The sequence below is a fragment of the Sulfitobacter sp. M39 genome, from assembly GCF_021735935.1.
GTDB lineage: Bacteria > Pseudomonadota > Alphaproteobacteria > Rhodobacterales > Rhodobacteraceae > Sulfitobacter.
Genome location: NZ_WMDZ01000001.1, coordinates 2,795,509 through 2,810,109, shown reverse-complemented (window position 1 = coordinate 2,810,109; position 14,601 = coordinate 2,795,509). Strand labels below are relative to the sequence as shown.

The window sequence follows — 14,601 nt, the reverse complement described above, 5'->3', positions numbered from 1 at the left end:
TCGGGGTGAAGTCACGCGGAGAGCGCCCCGATCGGTGCCTGGGCGTCCTGTCAAAGCCAAGCGCTGCGGTTGCTGCCCACGGCATCGGCCACGGTATCGAACCCGTCCTGCTTCAGCAGTTTGTCGAGCCCCTTGGCGATATCCGCTGCCAGTGACAGCCCGCCATAGACGAGCGCCGTATAAAGCTGCACCGCCGAGGCACCTGCGCAAATCTTGGCATAGGCATCCTCGGCCGAGCTGATGCCCCCGACGCCCACCAGCGGGATATCGGTAAGCGTCGACAGTCGCGCCAGCACGCGGGTGGATTTTTCGAACAGGGGCGCGCCCGACAGTCCGCCCATCTGGTCACGCTGCGCGTTCTTCAGGCCGGTGCGGTCCAGCGTTGTATTCGTGGCAATGATCGCGGCCACATCTGCGTCATTGGCGACCTCGGCCACATCGGCGATCTCCGACTCGGTGAGATCGGGGGCGATTTTCAGGAACACGGGCGTATCTCCGCGCACCTCCATGACGCCGGCCAGAAGCGCGGCGAGGGCGGCCTTGCCCTGCAGGTCACGCAGCTTTTCGGTATTGGGCGAGGATACATTGACCGTGGCGAAATCCACGTGATCGCGGGCAAGCTCCATCACGCGGGCGAAATCGGCGGCGCGGTCGGTGCTGGTCTTGTTGGCCCCAAGGTTGAGCCCCACGGGCACGCCCGCGCCGCGGCGCGCCAATCGCGTGCAGATCGCCTGCATGCCCTCGTTGTTAAAGCCAAAGCGGTTGATCGCCGCGCGGTCCTCGGTCAGGCGGAACAGACGGGGTTTGTCATTGCCGGGTTGGGGCAGGGGCGTGGCGGCCCCGACCTCGATAAAGCCGAACCCCGCGTTGGACAGCGGCGCGACGGCGGTGGCGTTCTTGTCAAACCCCGCGGCAAGGCCGACAGGGTTGGGCAGCCTCATCCCGGCAAGCGAGGTTTTCAGCCGTTTCGATGTGACCGGACCGGGGGTAGGGGCCAAGCCAAGCCGCAGTGCGGTGATCGCCAGACCGTGGGCCGTTTCGGGGTCAACCTGATGCAGGGCGCGCAGCCCCAGCTGCTCGGCCATACGCTTCATGCAAATTCATCCGTCAGGGGCAGCGGTGCGCTGCGGATCAGGCGCGATGTCACAACCGCGGCCTGACGGTGTACCACCGCCTGTTTGTACCGCGGGTCCGAGATCATTTGCAAAAAGGCATGGGCGTTGGGGTATTGCGCGATGAACATCACATCCCAATCCTCATCCGAGGGGCCGAACAGCGTCGCCTCGAACTGGCCGCGCCAAAGAATTGATCCGCCGACATCCGCCAGCACCGGACCGCTTTCCGCGCCGTAATTCTTGTAGGCTTGCGCCCCTGTCAGCGCCTTGGCGGCCAGCGCGTGATCGTCGGGGTAGGCGGCCTTGTCGCGCAGTTTGACAAGGTTCACCATGTTCAGCGGCGTGTCGCGGTCCAGCCCCTTGAAGGCGTCGAACTGTGCGCGATCCGGGTCGATATATCCTGTCATCATTCAGCTTCCTTAAAGCCAGCGGGAAAATCATGCGCCCCGTTCACCAAGGGCAGGGGCTGGGCCCAAACCACATCCTCTAGCATGAGCATGCGGTACAGATGCGGGAACTCGGCACCGCCGCGCGACACCTCCCATTTCAGGGCATCGCCAAGGCGGTCGGTCTCTACGGCCAGAAGAAACAGGTCTGCCTCACCGGCAAAGTGTTTCGCAGCCGTTTCAGCCGCCTGTTCAGAGGTCGAGAAATGCACATAGCCATCGGCGACATCAACCGGCGCGCCCGCGGTAGAGCCGTCGCGGCGCAGGGCCTGCCATTCATCGGAGCGGAAAATTTTGTAAATCAACATAGCCGCTGTGATGCCTTGGTCGGTGCAAACGGTCAAGGGCTGTGCGCTTTGCCGCGGCGCAGGGCGGTGACCTTGGGGAAGGGCGGGTTTGCGCTCAGATGGTCTTTGACAAGGGGGCAAACTGGGGGTCACCATAGGTGCATAATTCAACCCAAAGGGGGGACCCATCATGAAACGATTCCTGACAGCCACGGCAGCGCTTGCGCTGACCTCGGGCATGGCAGCGGCGGATTATAGTCTGACCATCCTGCACACCAATGATTTCCACGCGCGGTTTGAACCGATCAGCAAATACGATGGCCCGTGTTCCGCCGAGGACAATACCGCCGGCGAATGTTTCGGTGGCACCGCGCGGCTGGTCAACGCGATCAAGGACGCCAAGGCGCGCACCAACAACTATGTGCTGGTCGACGGCGGGGATCAGTTTCAAGGCTCGCTGTTCTACACCCACTACAAGGGCAAGATGGCAGCCGAAATGATGAACATGCTGGGCTATGATGGCATGACCGTCGGCAACCACGAATTCGACGATGGCCCCGAAGTGCTTGCCGGTTTCATGGAGGCGATCGACTTCCCCATCCTGATGTCGAATGCCGATGTCTCTGCCGAACCGCTGCTGGCGGACAAGCTGGCGAAATCTGTCGTGATCGAGCGTGGCGGTGAAAAGATCGGCCTGATCGGGCTGACCACCGAAGACACTCACGAACTATCGAGCCCCGGAGACAACGTCGTCTTTACCGATTCCGTGGCTGCCGTTCAGAGCGAGGTCGATCTGATGACCGCGCAGAGTATCAACAAGATCATCGTGCTCAGCCACTCGGGCTATGGGGTCGACCAGATGGTCGCCGAGAATACCACAGGCGTCGATGTGATCGTCGGCGGGCACACCAATACGCTGCTGTCCAACACCGACGAAAAAGCCGAAGGGGCCTATCCGACGATGGTCAAGGATACGGCGATCGTGCAGGCCTATGCCTACGGTAAATATCTGGGCGAGCTGAACGTGACCTTCGACGACGAGGGTAAGATCAAGCAGGCCTCGGGCGATCCGATCCTGATCGACGCAGGCGTCGCCGAAGATGAAACCACCGTCGCCCGCATCGGCGAGCTGGCCCAACCGTTAGAAGAGCTGCGCAGCAAGGTCGTTGCCGAAACCTCCGAGGCGATCGAAGGCGACCGATCGGTCTGCCGCGTGCAGGAATGTCAGATGGGCAATCTCGTCGCCGATGCGATGCTGGCCCGTGTGGCGGATCAGGGGATCGAGGTCGCGATCCAGAACAGCGGCGGCTTGCGCTCTTCCATCGACGCCGGAGAGGTGACCATGGGCGAAGTGCTGGCGGTGCTGCCGTTCCAGAACACGCTGTCGACCTTTCAGGTCACCGGTGCGGCACTGGTAGAGGCGCTGGAAAATGGCGTGAGCCAGATCGAAGAGGTCGCAGGTCGTTTCCCGCAGGTGGCGGGGATGACCTTTACCGTGGACACCAGCGCCGAGCCGGGCAGCCGCATCAGCGATGTCACCGTATCCGGCATGCCGCTTGATACCGAAAAGACCTATGGCGTCGTGTCCAACAATTATGTGCGCAATGGCGGCGACGGCTATGCGCCGTTTACCTCTGCGCAAAACGCCTATGACTACGGTCCCGATCTGGCGGATGTGACGGCTGAATTCATCGCCGCCAACGGGGCCTACACGCCCTATACCGATGGCCGCATCACGGTGAAGTAAGCCAAGTCGCCATATTAACGCGAAACGGCGCGCCGCTGGAAACAGGGGCGCGCCGTTTTTATTTCAAGCACCTGCGACAATCGCAGGGATGGACCCGATCACTCGCTCAGCGGTGCGGGGTCAAAGCTGATCTCGCCGGAGTAGCTTTTGGGGTTTTCCCCAAGCGACGTACCGATAAAGGTCACTTGGCTGTTTGCCTCTACCATTTGGCTAAAGCTGCTGCCGGTTTCCAGCGTGCCGGATGACCACGACCCGTCACCCGCGCTGACGTTGCGCGCGGCGCTGGCGTTGTTGAGAAAACGCAGCTCGTCCCCGGCGTCGACATAGATCACGGCAGGAAAGAAGGCGTCGTCAAAGATCACGACGTCATGGGTTTGCGCGGTCGCTGCGGTGGCAGCCGCAAGTGTGACCGCTGTCGCGCCCGCAGAAATGAGTTTGGTAAGTGAAATTGGCATATCCATGCTCCCTTTCAAAAGGGGCCCCCCCCCTTAAAACTGATGAAGGGTGTGCTAATTCAGGATTGCGGCGGAAATAGGGCGAATATGCTTCAGACCCTTGGCCTATGCTAAAGCACCTGACCCGTCTGCCCGTCGAGCCACGTCTTGAACGACTGCAAGGCCGCGGTTTCGGCACGGTCCTCGGGCCAGACGAGGTAGTAATTCCCGATGCTTTGTGTCGTCTGCGTCGATGCCAGCACAAGCTGCCCGTCGCGCAGATAGGGCTCGGCGGAAAAGGTGGGTAGCAGCGCCACGCCCAACCCGTGCACCGCCGCCTGCGCCATGGTTGAAAACTGGTCGAACATCATGCCGGCAGGGGGTTCTTGCGTGACGCCAAGCGCGCTCAGCCACCGCGACCAGCCGCGCGGGCGGGTGTCCAGATGCAGCAGCGCATAGCGCAGGATCTGGCTGGGATCCTCCAGCGGTTCAGTCAGCAGTTCGGGCGCGCAGACGGGGACCACCGTCTCGGGCATCAGCGGCAAATAGCGCACACCGGGCCAGTCTTCCTTGCCAAAATGTATTGCAGCGTCAAAGGGGCTGTTCTGGAAGGAAAACGGATGCAGTCGCGTGCTGAGGTTCACCGTCACCTCCGGATGGGACTGCGCAAAGTCGCGCAACCGCGGGGCCAGCCAATGCATGCCGAACCCCGGCAGAATGGCAAGGTTCAGCGCCCCCGCAATCGGGTTCGTACGCGCAGTGATGGATGCCTGTGCCAACCTGTTCAAAACGTCACGTACTTGAATTACATAGCTTTTTCCCGCCTCAGTCAGTACCAGCTGACGCCCCTGACGGTCCAGCAGCACCACATTCAACTGCGCCTCTAGCGTCTTGAGCTGCCGGCTGATCGCGCTTTGCGTCAGGGACAGTTCCTGCGCCGCCAATGTGGCACTGCCCAGGCGTGCCACTGCCTCGAATGCGAGCAGGGCGTTGACCGACGGAAGGAAGCGACGCGGGGCGATCATATGATTTTGACTCATAGGTTCAGGAGTAACCAGCGATAGTCATTGCCGCTGTGCTTTGCAATACTGCGCTCAAATCCGAACCCCGAGGAGGACATACCATGAGCACCGAATTGCCCGTATTGAAAGCCAAAGACGCCCCCGACATGGGCAGCTTTGATTGGGCGGACGCGTTCCGCCTGAACGAACAGCTGACCGAAGACGAACGTATGATCCAGGAAAGCGCGCGCGCCTATGCACAGGAAAAGCTTCAGCCCCGCGTGATCGACGCTTTCGCCAATGAAACCACCGACCCCGCGATCTTCCGTGAGATGGGCGACATGGGCCTGTTGGGCGTCACGGTGCCCGAACAATACGGCGGTCTGGGCGGTAATTATGTGTCTTACGGTCTGGTCGCGCGCGAAGTGGAACGTGTGGACAGCGGCTACCGGTCGATGATGTCCGTGCAATCCAGCCTCGTGATGTACCCGATCTATGCGTATGGCTCGGAAGAGCAGCGCATGAAGTACCTGCCCAAACTGTCCAGCGGTGAATTCATCGGTTGCTTTGGCCTGACAGAACCCGATGCAGGCTCTGACCCTGCGGGCATGAAAACCCGTGCGGTGAAAACCGCCAACGGCTACAAGCTGACCGGCTCTAAAATGTGGATCTCGAACGCGCCGATCGCGGATGTCTTCGTGGTCTGGGCCAAGTCCGAAGAGCACGGCGGCAAGATCCGCGGCTTCATCCTTGAAAAAGGCATGAAGGGTCTGTCCGCACCCAAGATCGGCAACAAACTGTCGCTGCGTGCCTCGATCACAGGCGAGATCGTGATGGACAACGTCGAAGTCGGCGAAGATGCCCTGCTGCCCCATGTCGAAGGTCTGAAAGGCCCGTTCGGCTGTCTTAACCGCGCCCGCTATGGCATCAGCTGGGGTGCACTGGGGGCCGCTGAATTCTGCTGGCACGCCTCGCGTCAATACGGTCTGGACCGCAAGCAGTTCAACAAGCCGCTGGCGCAGACACAGCTGTTCCAAAAGAAACTTGCCGACATGCAGACCGAAATCGCGCTTGGCCTGCAAGCCTCGTTGCAAGTGGGCCGTCTGATGGACAACGCCAACGCTGCGCCGGAAATGATCTCTATCGTCAAGCGCAACAACTGCGGCAAGGCGCTGGACATCGCCCGCATGTCCCGTGACATGCACGGCGGCAACGGTATCAGCGGCGAATTCCAGGTGATCCGCCACATGATGAACCTTGAGACTGTGAACACCTATGAAGGCACGCACGACGTGCACGCGCTGATCCTGGGCCGCGCCCAGACCGGCCTGCAGGCGTTCTTCTAAATCTCTGGCAGCGGGGGCTTCGGCCCCCTCATACCCCGTCCTACCTGACGCTAAATCAGCCGCCGTAGGGCCGTGCCCCAAACCCCTCAAAATATTTCCAAATGGCTCTAAATCCCGGGGGTCCGGGGGCTGGCCCCCGTAACCGCTCCGCGCCAATCATTGTGGCTACAGCGCGCGCGCTCGGGCCACGAAGGCCGCTGCATCTGCGGGGGCCTGTCCCATCTGGGTTGACGGGTCAAAGAGGGTCTCGGCCACGTCGGGGTAATCCGCGTGGACCAGATCGGCCAGCGGCACCTGTTTGGCCAGCGCATCCTGACAAAGCTGTTTGGTGATCTTCTGGGCCGCGGGGCGGGGCATCGTCTCGGCCAGGGCAAAGCTCAGCGCTTCGGCGTGGATCAGGCCCAGCCCATCTGTCAGCGCGCTGTGCATCTTTACCGGATGCGGGGTCAGCCCCGCGACAAGCGTCTTGGTGTGGTTCAGCGCGGCGGCAAGGCTAAGTGCCAGCTGAGGCACGGCCATCCATTCCGCGAACCACGCGCCGCCATCACGTTGATGCTGGTGCGCCGCGGCGGCCTGTAGCGTGGCGCGCTGGCCGGTGAACTGGTGTCCGAGGGCGACAATCGCCGAGGGCCCCACGGGGTTCTGTTTTTGCGGCATGGTCGACGACGCGCCTGCCGCCCCAAGGGCAAGCTCGGCGGTTTCGGTCATGGTCAGCGCCAGCGTGCTTTGCGCGATATGCGCCAGCGCTGCCATCACGCGGCCCTGCCAATCGGCGATGCGCAGCATGGGGCCACGGTCCACATGCCAGCTGCGCCCGGGATCCCTCAGGCCAAGCGCTTGAGCCAGCTGCGCGCGGGTCTCGGCAGCCTTGGGACCAAGGGCAGAGCCCGTCCCCGCCGCCCCCGACAGGGACACGAACAGCGACCCTTCGCGTAGCGCCTCAAGCTGGCCGAGCGCGTCACACAGCGGCATGCCCCATTCCGCCAGCACCGCGCCCCAGCTGGTGGGGGTGGCGTGCTGGCCATAGGTGCGGGCAGGCATCGGCAGGGATTGGTGCTGTTCGGCACCTGCCGCAAGGGCCGCGATGATCTCGCGCAGATCGGTTTCCGCCAGCTTGAGCGCCTGACGCAGGCGCAGCATCAGCGCCGTGTCGATGATGTCCTGACTGGTCGCGCCCCAATGCACGTGCTGGGCAAATTCCGGTGCCTGCATCTCGGCACGGAACTGCGCCAGAAGCCCCGGCACGGACACGCCGTTCTCTCCGGTAGAGGCGGCGATCGCCCCGGGGTCGACCTGAATCTCGAGAGAGGCGCGGTGGATCGCGGCGGCGCTCATCTCGGGGATGATACCAAGGCTGCCCTGCACCTTGGCCAGCGCCCCTTCGACCAGCAGCATCGCGCGGATCGCAGCGCTGTCCGAAAACAGGCGCCCTGCGTCACCGGTGTTGAAAAGCTGTGCGAACAGGGGGCTGTCGAAGACGCTGGCGGCCATGGGTTACCTCGGGATAATGTCGTCAATGATCCGCGCCAGACCGGCGGGATCGGTAAAGAAGGGTGAATGCCCGCAGGCCATCTCATGAACATCCGCGCTTGGCCAGTCTTTCGTCATCGTGACCTGATAGGCGGGCGGGATGGTGCGGTCATCCATACAGCGAATATAGCTGCGCGGCATGGCGTCCGCACGGGCAGTATCTGGCAGAGGCTTGATCGTCGGGGCCACGGCCTGCGCGCAGAGGCGCGGTGCGGCAAAACCCGCGACACCCGGCGGGCAGTCGTGATAGAACAGCGCCTCTGTCATCGCGGGATCAAGGGTAAAGCTTTTGCCATCGGGGGCGAGGCGCACAGCAGGCATCAGCGGTTGCGACGGGGCCTGTTTGCGCATCTCGGCCAGCGACAGCCCCGCCGCAGGGACGTAGGCACATAGATAGATCAGCCGCGCCATGGCGCTTGGATCTTTCTGTGCCGCTGCCCCGATGGCAAAACCGCCCATCGAATGACCCACCACCACCGTGTCAGGCGTAGAGGCCGCAAGCACCGCATCGGCATAGCTGTCGAGCGTGACCGCGTTGACCGGCGTCGTGTCGTCGCCGTGGCTGGGCAGATCAATCGCACGGGGGCTGTGGCCCAATTTCCGCAGAGCAGGGATCAGATCACGCCAGCACCACGCGCCGTGGCACGACCCATGCACCAAAAGGATGTCAGACATGGCCGACGCTTTGCAAAAACTCGGTCAGCAGGGCTGCATATTCCTGCGGGTGTTCGACGCAAGGCAGATGACCGGCCTTGCGGATGATCTTGAATTTCGATCCCGGGATCAGCTCGATGGTCTCGCGCACCAGATCCGGGGGGGTGGACCCGTCTTCGGAGCCCGCGATCCCCAGCACCGGCAGGCGCAGCGCCGCCGTGGGCGTGTAGAAATCCGTCCCAGAAATCGCGGCAGAGCAACCGGCATAGCCTTCGGCCGGTTGGCGTACGACCATATTGCGCCAAAGCTCAAGCTCGGGCGTGGCGCGGAAGGGGACGGCAAACCAGCGTTCCATGATGGTATCCGCCATCGGTTCGATCCCGCTTTCTTGCACGGCGCGCACGCGGTCCGCCCACATATCCTTGGTGCCGATCTTGGCGGCGGTATTGGACAGCACCATGGCGCGGATCAGGTCCAGCCGCTTGGTGGCGAGCCCTTGGGCGATCATTCCGCCAATGGACAGCCCGACAAAGACGCAGCCCTTTACGCCCAGATGATCCAGCAGTTTTTCCGTATCACCAATCAGCGCCCCCATCGCATAGGGCGCAGGCGGGCAGGACGACAGCCCGTGCCCGCGTTTGTCAAAACGGATGATCCGCAGACCCTTGGGCAGCAGCGGCAGGATCGGGTCCCACAGGCGCAGATCAGTCCCCAGTGAATTGGCAAAGACCACAGGTGCACCATCCTCCGGGCCATCCACGCGGTAATGCAGACGCACATCGCCGGTATCGAAAATCTTCATGTCAGAACCTCCTGTGGGGCGTCAATCAAGCGTGGCAAGCGCCCGCGAGAAAATATCACTGTCTACATTCCCGCCCGAGATGGTGACGATTACGTCGTCACCTTCAATCTCGTCTTGCCGGAACAGCGCGGCGGCAAGGGCGACGGCACCGCCGGGTTCTGCCACAAGTTTCAGCCGGTTGAACGCATGACCAATCGCCTGCAACGCCTCGTCATCAGTGACGACAAGGCCGGGGCCACACAACCGTTTGAGGATTGGAAAAGTCAGGTCGCCCGGTTGCGGCGTAACGATGGCATCGCAAATCGACCCGCCAAGCGCGGCATTGCGCTTGATCTGCCCTGCGGCAAGCGACCGCGCGGCGTCATCAAAGCCTTCGGGCTCGGCGGTGCGGACGCGCAGCCCCGGTGCCTCGGCTTCCAGCGCCAGCGCGATGCCAGAGGTCAGCCCCCCACCACCACAGCAGACAATCACATCGGCACGGGCGATCCCCGCTTCGGCGGCCTGCTGCGCGATCTCAAGCCCCGTTGTCCCCTGACCGGCGATCACCAGCGGGTCGTCAAAAGGCTTGATCAACGTCAATTCGCGTTCCTCCGCCATAGCCGCGCCGATGGCATCACGGTCCTCGGTCATGCGGTCATAAAGCACGACTTCGGCCCCAAGCGCGCGGGTGTTGGCGATCTTCAGACGGGGCGCGTCGGCGGGCATGATGATCACCGCGGGCACCCCGTGCAGCTTGGCCGCATAGGCAACACCTTGGGCGTGGTTGCCACTGGAAAAGGCGATGACCCCCTTGGCGCGCACAGATGGCTGCAATGCCGACACCGCCGACCAGCCGCCGCGGAACTTGAAGCTGCCGGTGTGTTGCAGGCATTCGGGCTTGACCCAAACGCGCCGCCCCGCGATGTCATCCAAAAACGGAGAGTTCAGCAAAGGCGTGCGCCGCACGTGCCCCTCCAGCCGCTGCGCTGCCGCGCGGATCATATCGATATTCATTGCATCTTCCCGATCCATTCGTTCAAGGCCGCAACCGCCTCTGGTTCGTCCAGAAACGGAATATGCCCACGTCCCGGCACCCGCGCGACCACCATATCGGGGCGGCGGCGTTCCATCTCTTGCAGGGTTTCCTCGCTCAGCAGATTGGATGCCAGGCCACGGATGCAGGCAATCGGCAGCCCGTCAAGCGCGTCAAAGAACGGCCACAGATCGGGGGAGGGGGCAGAGAACGCCTTGGCCACTGCATCGCGCAGGTGCTTGTCATACGTGATCTGCAAACCGCTTTCAGTCTGGGCGTAGTGCTTTTGCGCTTCTTCCAACCAGCGGCTGTCGGGCACATCGTCAAATTCGGGAAACACACGTGGCATGGCCGCGGCGGCCTCGGCATGGGTCTTGGCAGCAGGGTTGCGGCCGATATAGCCCATGATGAAATCCAGCCCCTGCGGGTCAATATGCGGGCCAACGTCGTTAAAGGCGATGCCCAGCAACCTATCCTTGGCCCCCTTGGCCAGCCCCAATGCATTCAGCCCCCCGCGCGAGGTGCCAAGCACGGCGGCCTTGTCGATGCCAAGATGATCCAGCAGCTCCAGCGCATCACGACATTCAACCGGGGGGGAATAGTGTGACCAGTCAGGGTCGAAGTCAGATTGCCCGCGCCCGCGATAGTCCATCTTGATCAGACGCACGCCCTTCAGATGGGGGGTGACATAGTCGAAATCCGCTGTGGTCCGCGTCAATCCTGCAAGACAGAGAATCGGCAGACCCGCCCCTTCGTCGGTGAAATAGAGCGATAGCCCGTCGGATGTGGTGAAATGAGCCATTATACGCCTGCCAGTTCTGGAATGCCGTTGAGGTCCTGCAGCACATGGGCGGGTTGCCAGGGCAGCCGGTCCATCGGCTCGCCCGCGCGGTTGACCCAAGCGGTGGTAAAGCCAAAGCCTGTCGCCGCCGCCGCATCCCATCCGTTGGACGAGACGAACAACACCTCGGAGGTCGCGCAGTCAAAGCGCTGACCGACCAGTTCATAGACTTTCGCATCTGGTTTGAAGACGCCGACGCTTTCCACCGACAGCACCGCATCCAGCGTGTCACCCAGATTGGCGGAGGAAACGGCACCGTCGAGCATCGCCGGTGACCCGTTCGACAGGATCGCTGTGTTCAACCCCGCTTCCTTTAGCGTTTTCAGCATCTTGGGCACTTCTGGGAAGGCCTGAAGCTCCCAGTAAAGCGCCAGCAGGCGTTCACGCAGGGCAGGGTCGTTGTCGTGGCCGGTCTTGGCCAAAGCCCAGTCCAAGCCGTCTTGGGTGACCTGCCAGAAATCCGTGTGGGCCCCGGTGACAGCGCGCAGCCAGGAATAGCCAAGCTGCTTTTGTCGCCAATGTTCAGCGACCAGCGGCCAGCTGCTCGCAAGCGCGGTAAAATCCGGCTCTGACGCCGCTTGTCGTGCGGCTGCGGCCACATCGAACAAGGTGCCATATGCGTCGAACACGCATGTTGTAATCGCCATGATTTCCCCCCTGAATATTTCTTTCGCAAGACTGTCACGACCCGTGACGACAGAAAAGGCCGAAAAACTGGCCTCATGGGGGTTTACGACAGGACGCAGGCTTGAAACACTGCGCGCCGAACCCGGAGCACCCGCGCAGATACGCGGCCTCCTGTATTTTCCCTTTATGGATCGGAGCTTTCTATGACGCAGGTTAAATCCGGCGATACTGTTGCTATTCACTACACTGGTACCCTGCTTGACGGCAGCACCTTCGACAGCTCGGAAGGGCGCGAGCCTTTGGAATTCACGGTCGGATCCGGCCAGATCATTCCCGGTCTCGACACCGCGATGCCCGGCATGGAAGTCGGCGACAAGAAAGTCGTCAAAATCGGCAGCGCCGATGCCTACGGCGATGTGAACCCCGAGATGCGTCAGGCCGTGCCACGCGAAGGCATCCCTGCGGATATCCCGCTGGAAATCGGCACGCAGCTGCAGATGCAAACACCCGACGGCCAGGCGATGCCGGTGATGGTTGTCGAGGTTGACGACGCCACTGTGACACTTGACGCCAACCACCCGCTGGCGGGCAAAGACCTGCAGTTCGACATCGAACTGGTAAAAATCGCCTGAACCAGGCCCATACAGTCCGGCGCTTTTGATCGCGCCGGACTGTCTTGCTCCAAGAAACCGCTCGAAACCTCGCGCGCCGCGCAGTAAGCAGCGGTTATGGACAGTCAAAACACCTTCGACATATTTATTGTGGCCACTCCCGGTCTGGAAGACATGCTTCTCGCCGAGGTGACAGAGAAAGGCTTTGCCAATCCTGTGGCCTCGCCCGGCGGGATCACGGTGCAGGGCGGCTGGCCCGAGGTCTGGCGCGCGAACCTGCAACTGCGCGGTGCCTCGCGCGTGCTGGCGCGGATCGGGTCCTTCATGGCGTTCCATCTGGCGCAACTGGACAAACGCGCGCGCAAGTTTCCCTGGGCCGATGTATTGCGTGCGGAAGTGCCCGTTCGGGTGCAGGTGACCACGAAAGCCTCTAAAATCTATCACGCCGGTGCCGCGACCCAGCGGATTGAAACCGCCTTGCGCGAAAGCCTCGGGGTTACGATCTCGCCCGAGGCGGCTCTCGTGCTCAAGGTCCGGATCGACGACAATGTGGTGACCATCAGCCTCGATACCTCGGGCGATGCGCTGCACAAGCGCGGCCACAAGGAAGCCGTGGGCAAAGCGCCGATGCGCGAAAACCTGGCCTATCTGATGCTGCGTCAGGCGGGGTACACGGGCACCGAGACGGTGGTCGATCCCATGTGCGGTTCAGGGACCTTCGTGATCGAGGCGGCCGAGATTGCCATGGGCCTCAACCCCGGGCGCTCGCGCCATTTCGCTTTCGAAGACCTCGCCAGTTTTGACGCTGACCAATGGGCCGCCATGCGCGAGACCCCCACCACATCCACGCCGCTGCGTTTCTATGGTTCTGACCGTGACGCGGGAGCCGTCCGGATGAGCCGTATGAATGCCGAACGGGCAGGGGTGGCCGATGCCGTGACCTTCGAAAACCACGCCGCGGGCGAGCTGACCCCGCCCGATGGCCCCCCCGGCCTTGTCATGGTGAACCCGCCCTACGGCGGGCGCATCGGCAACAAGAAACTGCTTTATCCGCTGTATGGCACGCTCGGCCAAACGCTGCTGACCCGCTTTAAAGGCTGGCGCGTTGGCCTCGTCACGTCCGAGCCGCCCCTGGCCAAAGCCACGGGCCTGCCGTGGAAACCCCAAGGCCCTGCGATTGCCCATGGCGGCATGAAGGTCTGGCTCTACCAAACCCCGCCCCTACGCTAAACGCGCCGCCCTATTTCCAAATGGTCTAAAATCCCGGGGTCCCGGGGCAGAGCCCCGGAAATAGAACTTTGTGGCAGCGCCCCGGAAATAGTACTTTGTGGCAGCGCCCCGGTCCGCCAGTACCGTCAAAGATGCTCGGCTTGCGGCATCCCCAGCACATGGAACCCGCCGTCCACGCGGATAATCTCGCCCGTGGTGCAAGCACCGGCATCCGAGGCCAGATAGACCGCGGTCCCGCCGACCGCTTCCAACGTCGCATTGGCGCGCATGGGGGCATTTGTGTCGGTGTGTTTATAGGTCTTGCGCGCCCCGCCAATCGCGGCACCGGCAAGCGTTTTCATCGGGCCGGGGCTGATCGCGTTGACGCGGATGCCTTCGGGCCCCAGATCATTCGCCAGATAGCGCGTGGCGCTTTCCAGTGCGGCCTTGGCCACACCCATGACGTTATAGTTGGGCGTCACGCGGTTTGATCCCATATAGGTCAGCGTCAGCAGGGTGCCGCCATTCTCGACCATCAGCGGGTGCGCACGGCGGGCGATCTCGATGAAGGAATAGGCCGAGATATCCATCGAATTCTTGAAGTTCGCGCGGCTGGTGTTCAGGAACCGGCCTGTCAGCTCGGATTTGTCGGAAAAGGCAATGGCGTGGACAACGAAGTCGATCGTGGGCCAACGCGCACCCAATTGGTCAAACGCGGCATCAAGCGAGGCGTCGTCGGTGACGTCGACATCGACCATGAAGTCCGACCCGACGCTCTGCGCCAGCGGTTCAAGACGCTTCCCAAAGGCTTCGCCCTGATAGGTGAACGCCAGTTCGGCACCGGCTTCCGCCATCGCCTTGGCAATGCCCCAAGCGATGGAGCGTTCGTTCGCGACACCCATGATTAGGCCGCGTTTTCCTTTAAGCATGTCTGACATT

General features: G+C 62.3%; 16 protein-coding genes. 4 read left to right on the top strand and 12 right to left on the bottom strand.

The genetic code is table 11. From position 1 onward, the window contains the following. Positions 1 to 50: 50 nt before the first annotated feature. Genes GLP43_RS13550 through GLP43_RS13540 form a run of 3 tightly spaced genes read right to left on the bottom strand, consistent with a single transcriptional unit; the run spans position 51 to position 1,869 of the window. On the bottom strand, positions 51 to 1,094 hold the full coding sequence (locus GLP43_RS13550) for a quinone-dependent dihydroorotate dehydrogenase (protein WP_237279723.1): 1,044 nt from the start codon (positions 1,092 to 1,094) through the stop codon (positions 51 to 53). Further along, on the bottom strand, positions 1,091 to 1,522 hold the full coding sequence (locus GLP43_RS13545; RefSeq protein WP_237279976.1) for a DUF1330 domain-containing protein: 432 nt from the start codon (positions 1,520 to 1,522) through the stop codon (positions 1,091 to 1,093). The genes GLP43_RS13550 and GLP43_RS13545 overlap by 4 nt, the downstream gene beginning before the upstream one ends. After that, positions 1,522 to 1,869 carry a DUF952 domain-containing protein gene (locus GLP43_RS13540; protein ID WP_237279722.1) on the bottom strand — a complete coding sequence of 116 codons (348 nt, stop codon included), beginning with the start codon at positions 1,867 to 1,869 and terminating at the stop codon, positions 1,522 to 1,524. The genes GLP43_RS13545 and GLP43_RS13540 overlap by 1 nt, the downstream gene beginning before the upstream one ends. 169 nt (positions 1,870 to 2,038) lie before the next feature. On the opposite strand from GLP43_RS13540, the gene GLP43_RS13535 reads away from it, so the two are divergent. After that, positions 2,039 to 3,595, top strand: coding sequence for a bifunctional metallophosphatase/5'-nucleotidase (locus GLP43_RS13535; RefSeq protein WP_237279721.1), 1,557 nt, complete (start codon positions 2,039 to 2,041; stop codon positions 3,593 to 3,595). 98 nt (positions 3,596 to 3,693) lie between these two features. On the opposite strand, the gene GLP43_RS13530 is transcribed toward GLP43_RS13535, so the two are convergent. Both GLP43_RS13530 and GLP43_RS13525 read right to left on the bottom strand, forming a co-directional pair. Continuing rightward, positions 3,694 to 4,050 (bottom strand): hypothetical protein, encoded by a 357-nt coding sequence (locus GLP43_RS13530; RefSeq protein ID WP_237279720.1) that lies wholly within the window; start codon positions 4,048 to 4,050, stop codon positions 3,694 to 3,696. Between the two features lie 110 nt (positions 4,051 to 4,160). Beyond that, a complete protein-coding gene (locus GLP43_RS13525) occupies positions 4,161 to 5,054 on the bottom strand; it encodes a LysR substrate-binding domain-containing protein (protein ID WP_237279719.1) in 894 nt (297 codons plus the stop codon). 98 nt (positions 5,055 to 5,152) lie between these two features. On the opposite strand from GLP43_RS13525, the gene GLP43_RS13520 reads away from it, so the two are divergent. After that, positions 5,153 to 6,376, top strand: a complete 1,224-nt coding sequence (locus GLP43_RS13520; RefSeq protein WP_005849449.1) for an acyl-CoA dehydrogenase — start codon at positions 5,153 to 5,155, stop codon at positions 6,374 to 6,376. 165 nt (positions 6,377 to 6,541) lie between these two features. Here GLP43_RS13520 and GLP43_RS13515 read toward each other — a convergent pair whose 3' ends face one another. Genes GLP43_RS13515 through GLP43_RS13490 form a run of 6 tightly spaced genes read right to left on the bottom strand, consistent with a single transcriptional unit; the run spans position 6,542 to position 11,862 of the window. Then, positions 6,542 to 7,867, bottom strand: coding sequence for a lyase family protein (locus GLP43_RS13515; RefSeq protein ID WP_237279718.1), 1,326 nt, complete (start codon positions 7,865 to 7,867; stop codon positions 6,542 to 6,544). A 3-nt stretch (positions 7,868 to 7,870) separates the two neighbouring features. Beyond that, a complete protein-coding gene (locus GLP43_RS13510; RefSeq protein ID WP_237279717.1) occupies positions 7,871 to 8,581 on the bottom strand; it encodes an alpha/beta fold hydrolase in 711 nt (236 codons plus the stop codon). Continuing rightward, positions 8,574 to 9,362, bottom strand: a complete 789-nt coding sequence (gene pcaD / locus GLP43_RS13505) for a 3-oxoadipate enol-lactonase (RefSeq protein ID WP_237279716.1) — start codon at positions 9,360 to 9,362, stop codon at positions 8,574 to 8,576. The genes GLP43_RS13510 and pcaD overlap by 8 nt, the downstream gene beginning before the upstream one ends. Before the next feature lie 21 nt (positions 9,363 to 9,383). After that, positions 9,384 to 10,355 carry a threonine ammonia-lyase gene (locus tag GLP43_RS13500; RefSeq protein ID WP_237279715.1) on the bottom strand — a complete coding sequence of 324 codons (972 nt, stop codon included), beginning with the start codon at positions 10,353 to 10,355 and terminating at the stop codon, positions 9,384 to 9,386. Beyond that, on the bottom strand, positions 10,352 to 11,176 hold the full coding sequence (locus GLP43_RS13495; RefSeq protein WP_237279714.1) for an alpha/beta fold hydrolase: 825 nt from the start codon (positions 11,174 to 11,176) through the stop codon (positions 10,352 to 10,354). Before GLP43_RS13495 ends, GLP43_RS13500 begins: the two co-directional genes overlap by 4 nt. Further along, positions 11,176 to 11,862, bottom strand: coding sequence for a haloacid dehalogenase type II (locus GLP43_RS13490; protein ID WP_237279713.1), 687 nt, complete (start codon positions 11,860 to 11,862; stop codon positions 11,176 to 11,178). The genes GLP43_RS13495 and GLP43_RS13490 overlap by 1 nt, the downstream gene beginning before the upstream one ends. 183 nt (positions 11,863 to 12,045) lie before the next feature. Between GLP43_RS13490 and GLP43_RS13485 the strand changes: the two genes are divergently transcribed. After that, positions 12,046 to 12,474 carry an FKBP-type peptidyl-prolyl cis-trans isomerase gene (locus GLP43_RS13485; RefSeq protein WP_237279712.1) on the top strand — a complete coding sequence of 143 codons (429 nt, stop codon included), beginning with the start codon at positions 12,046 to 12,048 and terminating at the stop codon, positions 12,472 to 12,474. 96 nt (positions 12,475 to 12,570) lie between these two features. Then, the gene (locus GLP43_RS13480) at positions 12,571 to 13,683 is read left to right on the top strand and encodes a THUMP domain-containing class I SAM-dependent RNA methyltransferase (protein ID WP_237279711.1); all 1,113 of its coding nucleotides are present in this window, start codon (positions 12,571 to 12,573) and stop codon (positions 13,681 to 13,683) included. A 125-nt stretch (positions 13,684 to 13,808) separates the two neighbouring features. Here GLP43_RS13480 and GLP43_RS13475 read toward each other — a convergent pair whose 3' ends face one another. Then, on the bottom strand, positions 13,809 to 14,600 hold the full coding sequence (locus tag GLP43_RS13475) for an enoyl-ACP reductase FabI (protein WP_237279710.1): 792 nt from the start codon (positions 14,598 to 14,600) through the stop codon (positions 13,809 to 13,811). Position 14,601: the final 1 nt, after the last annotated feature.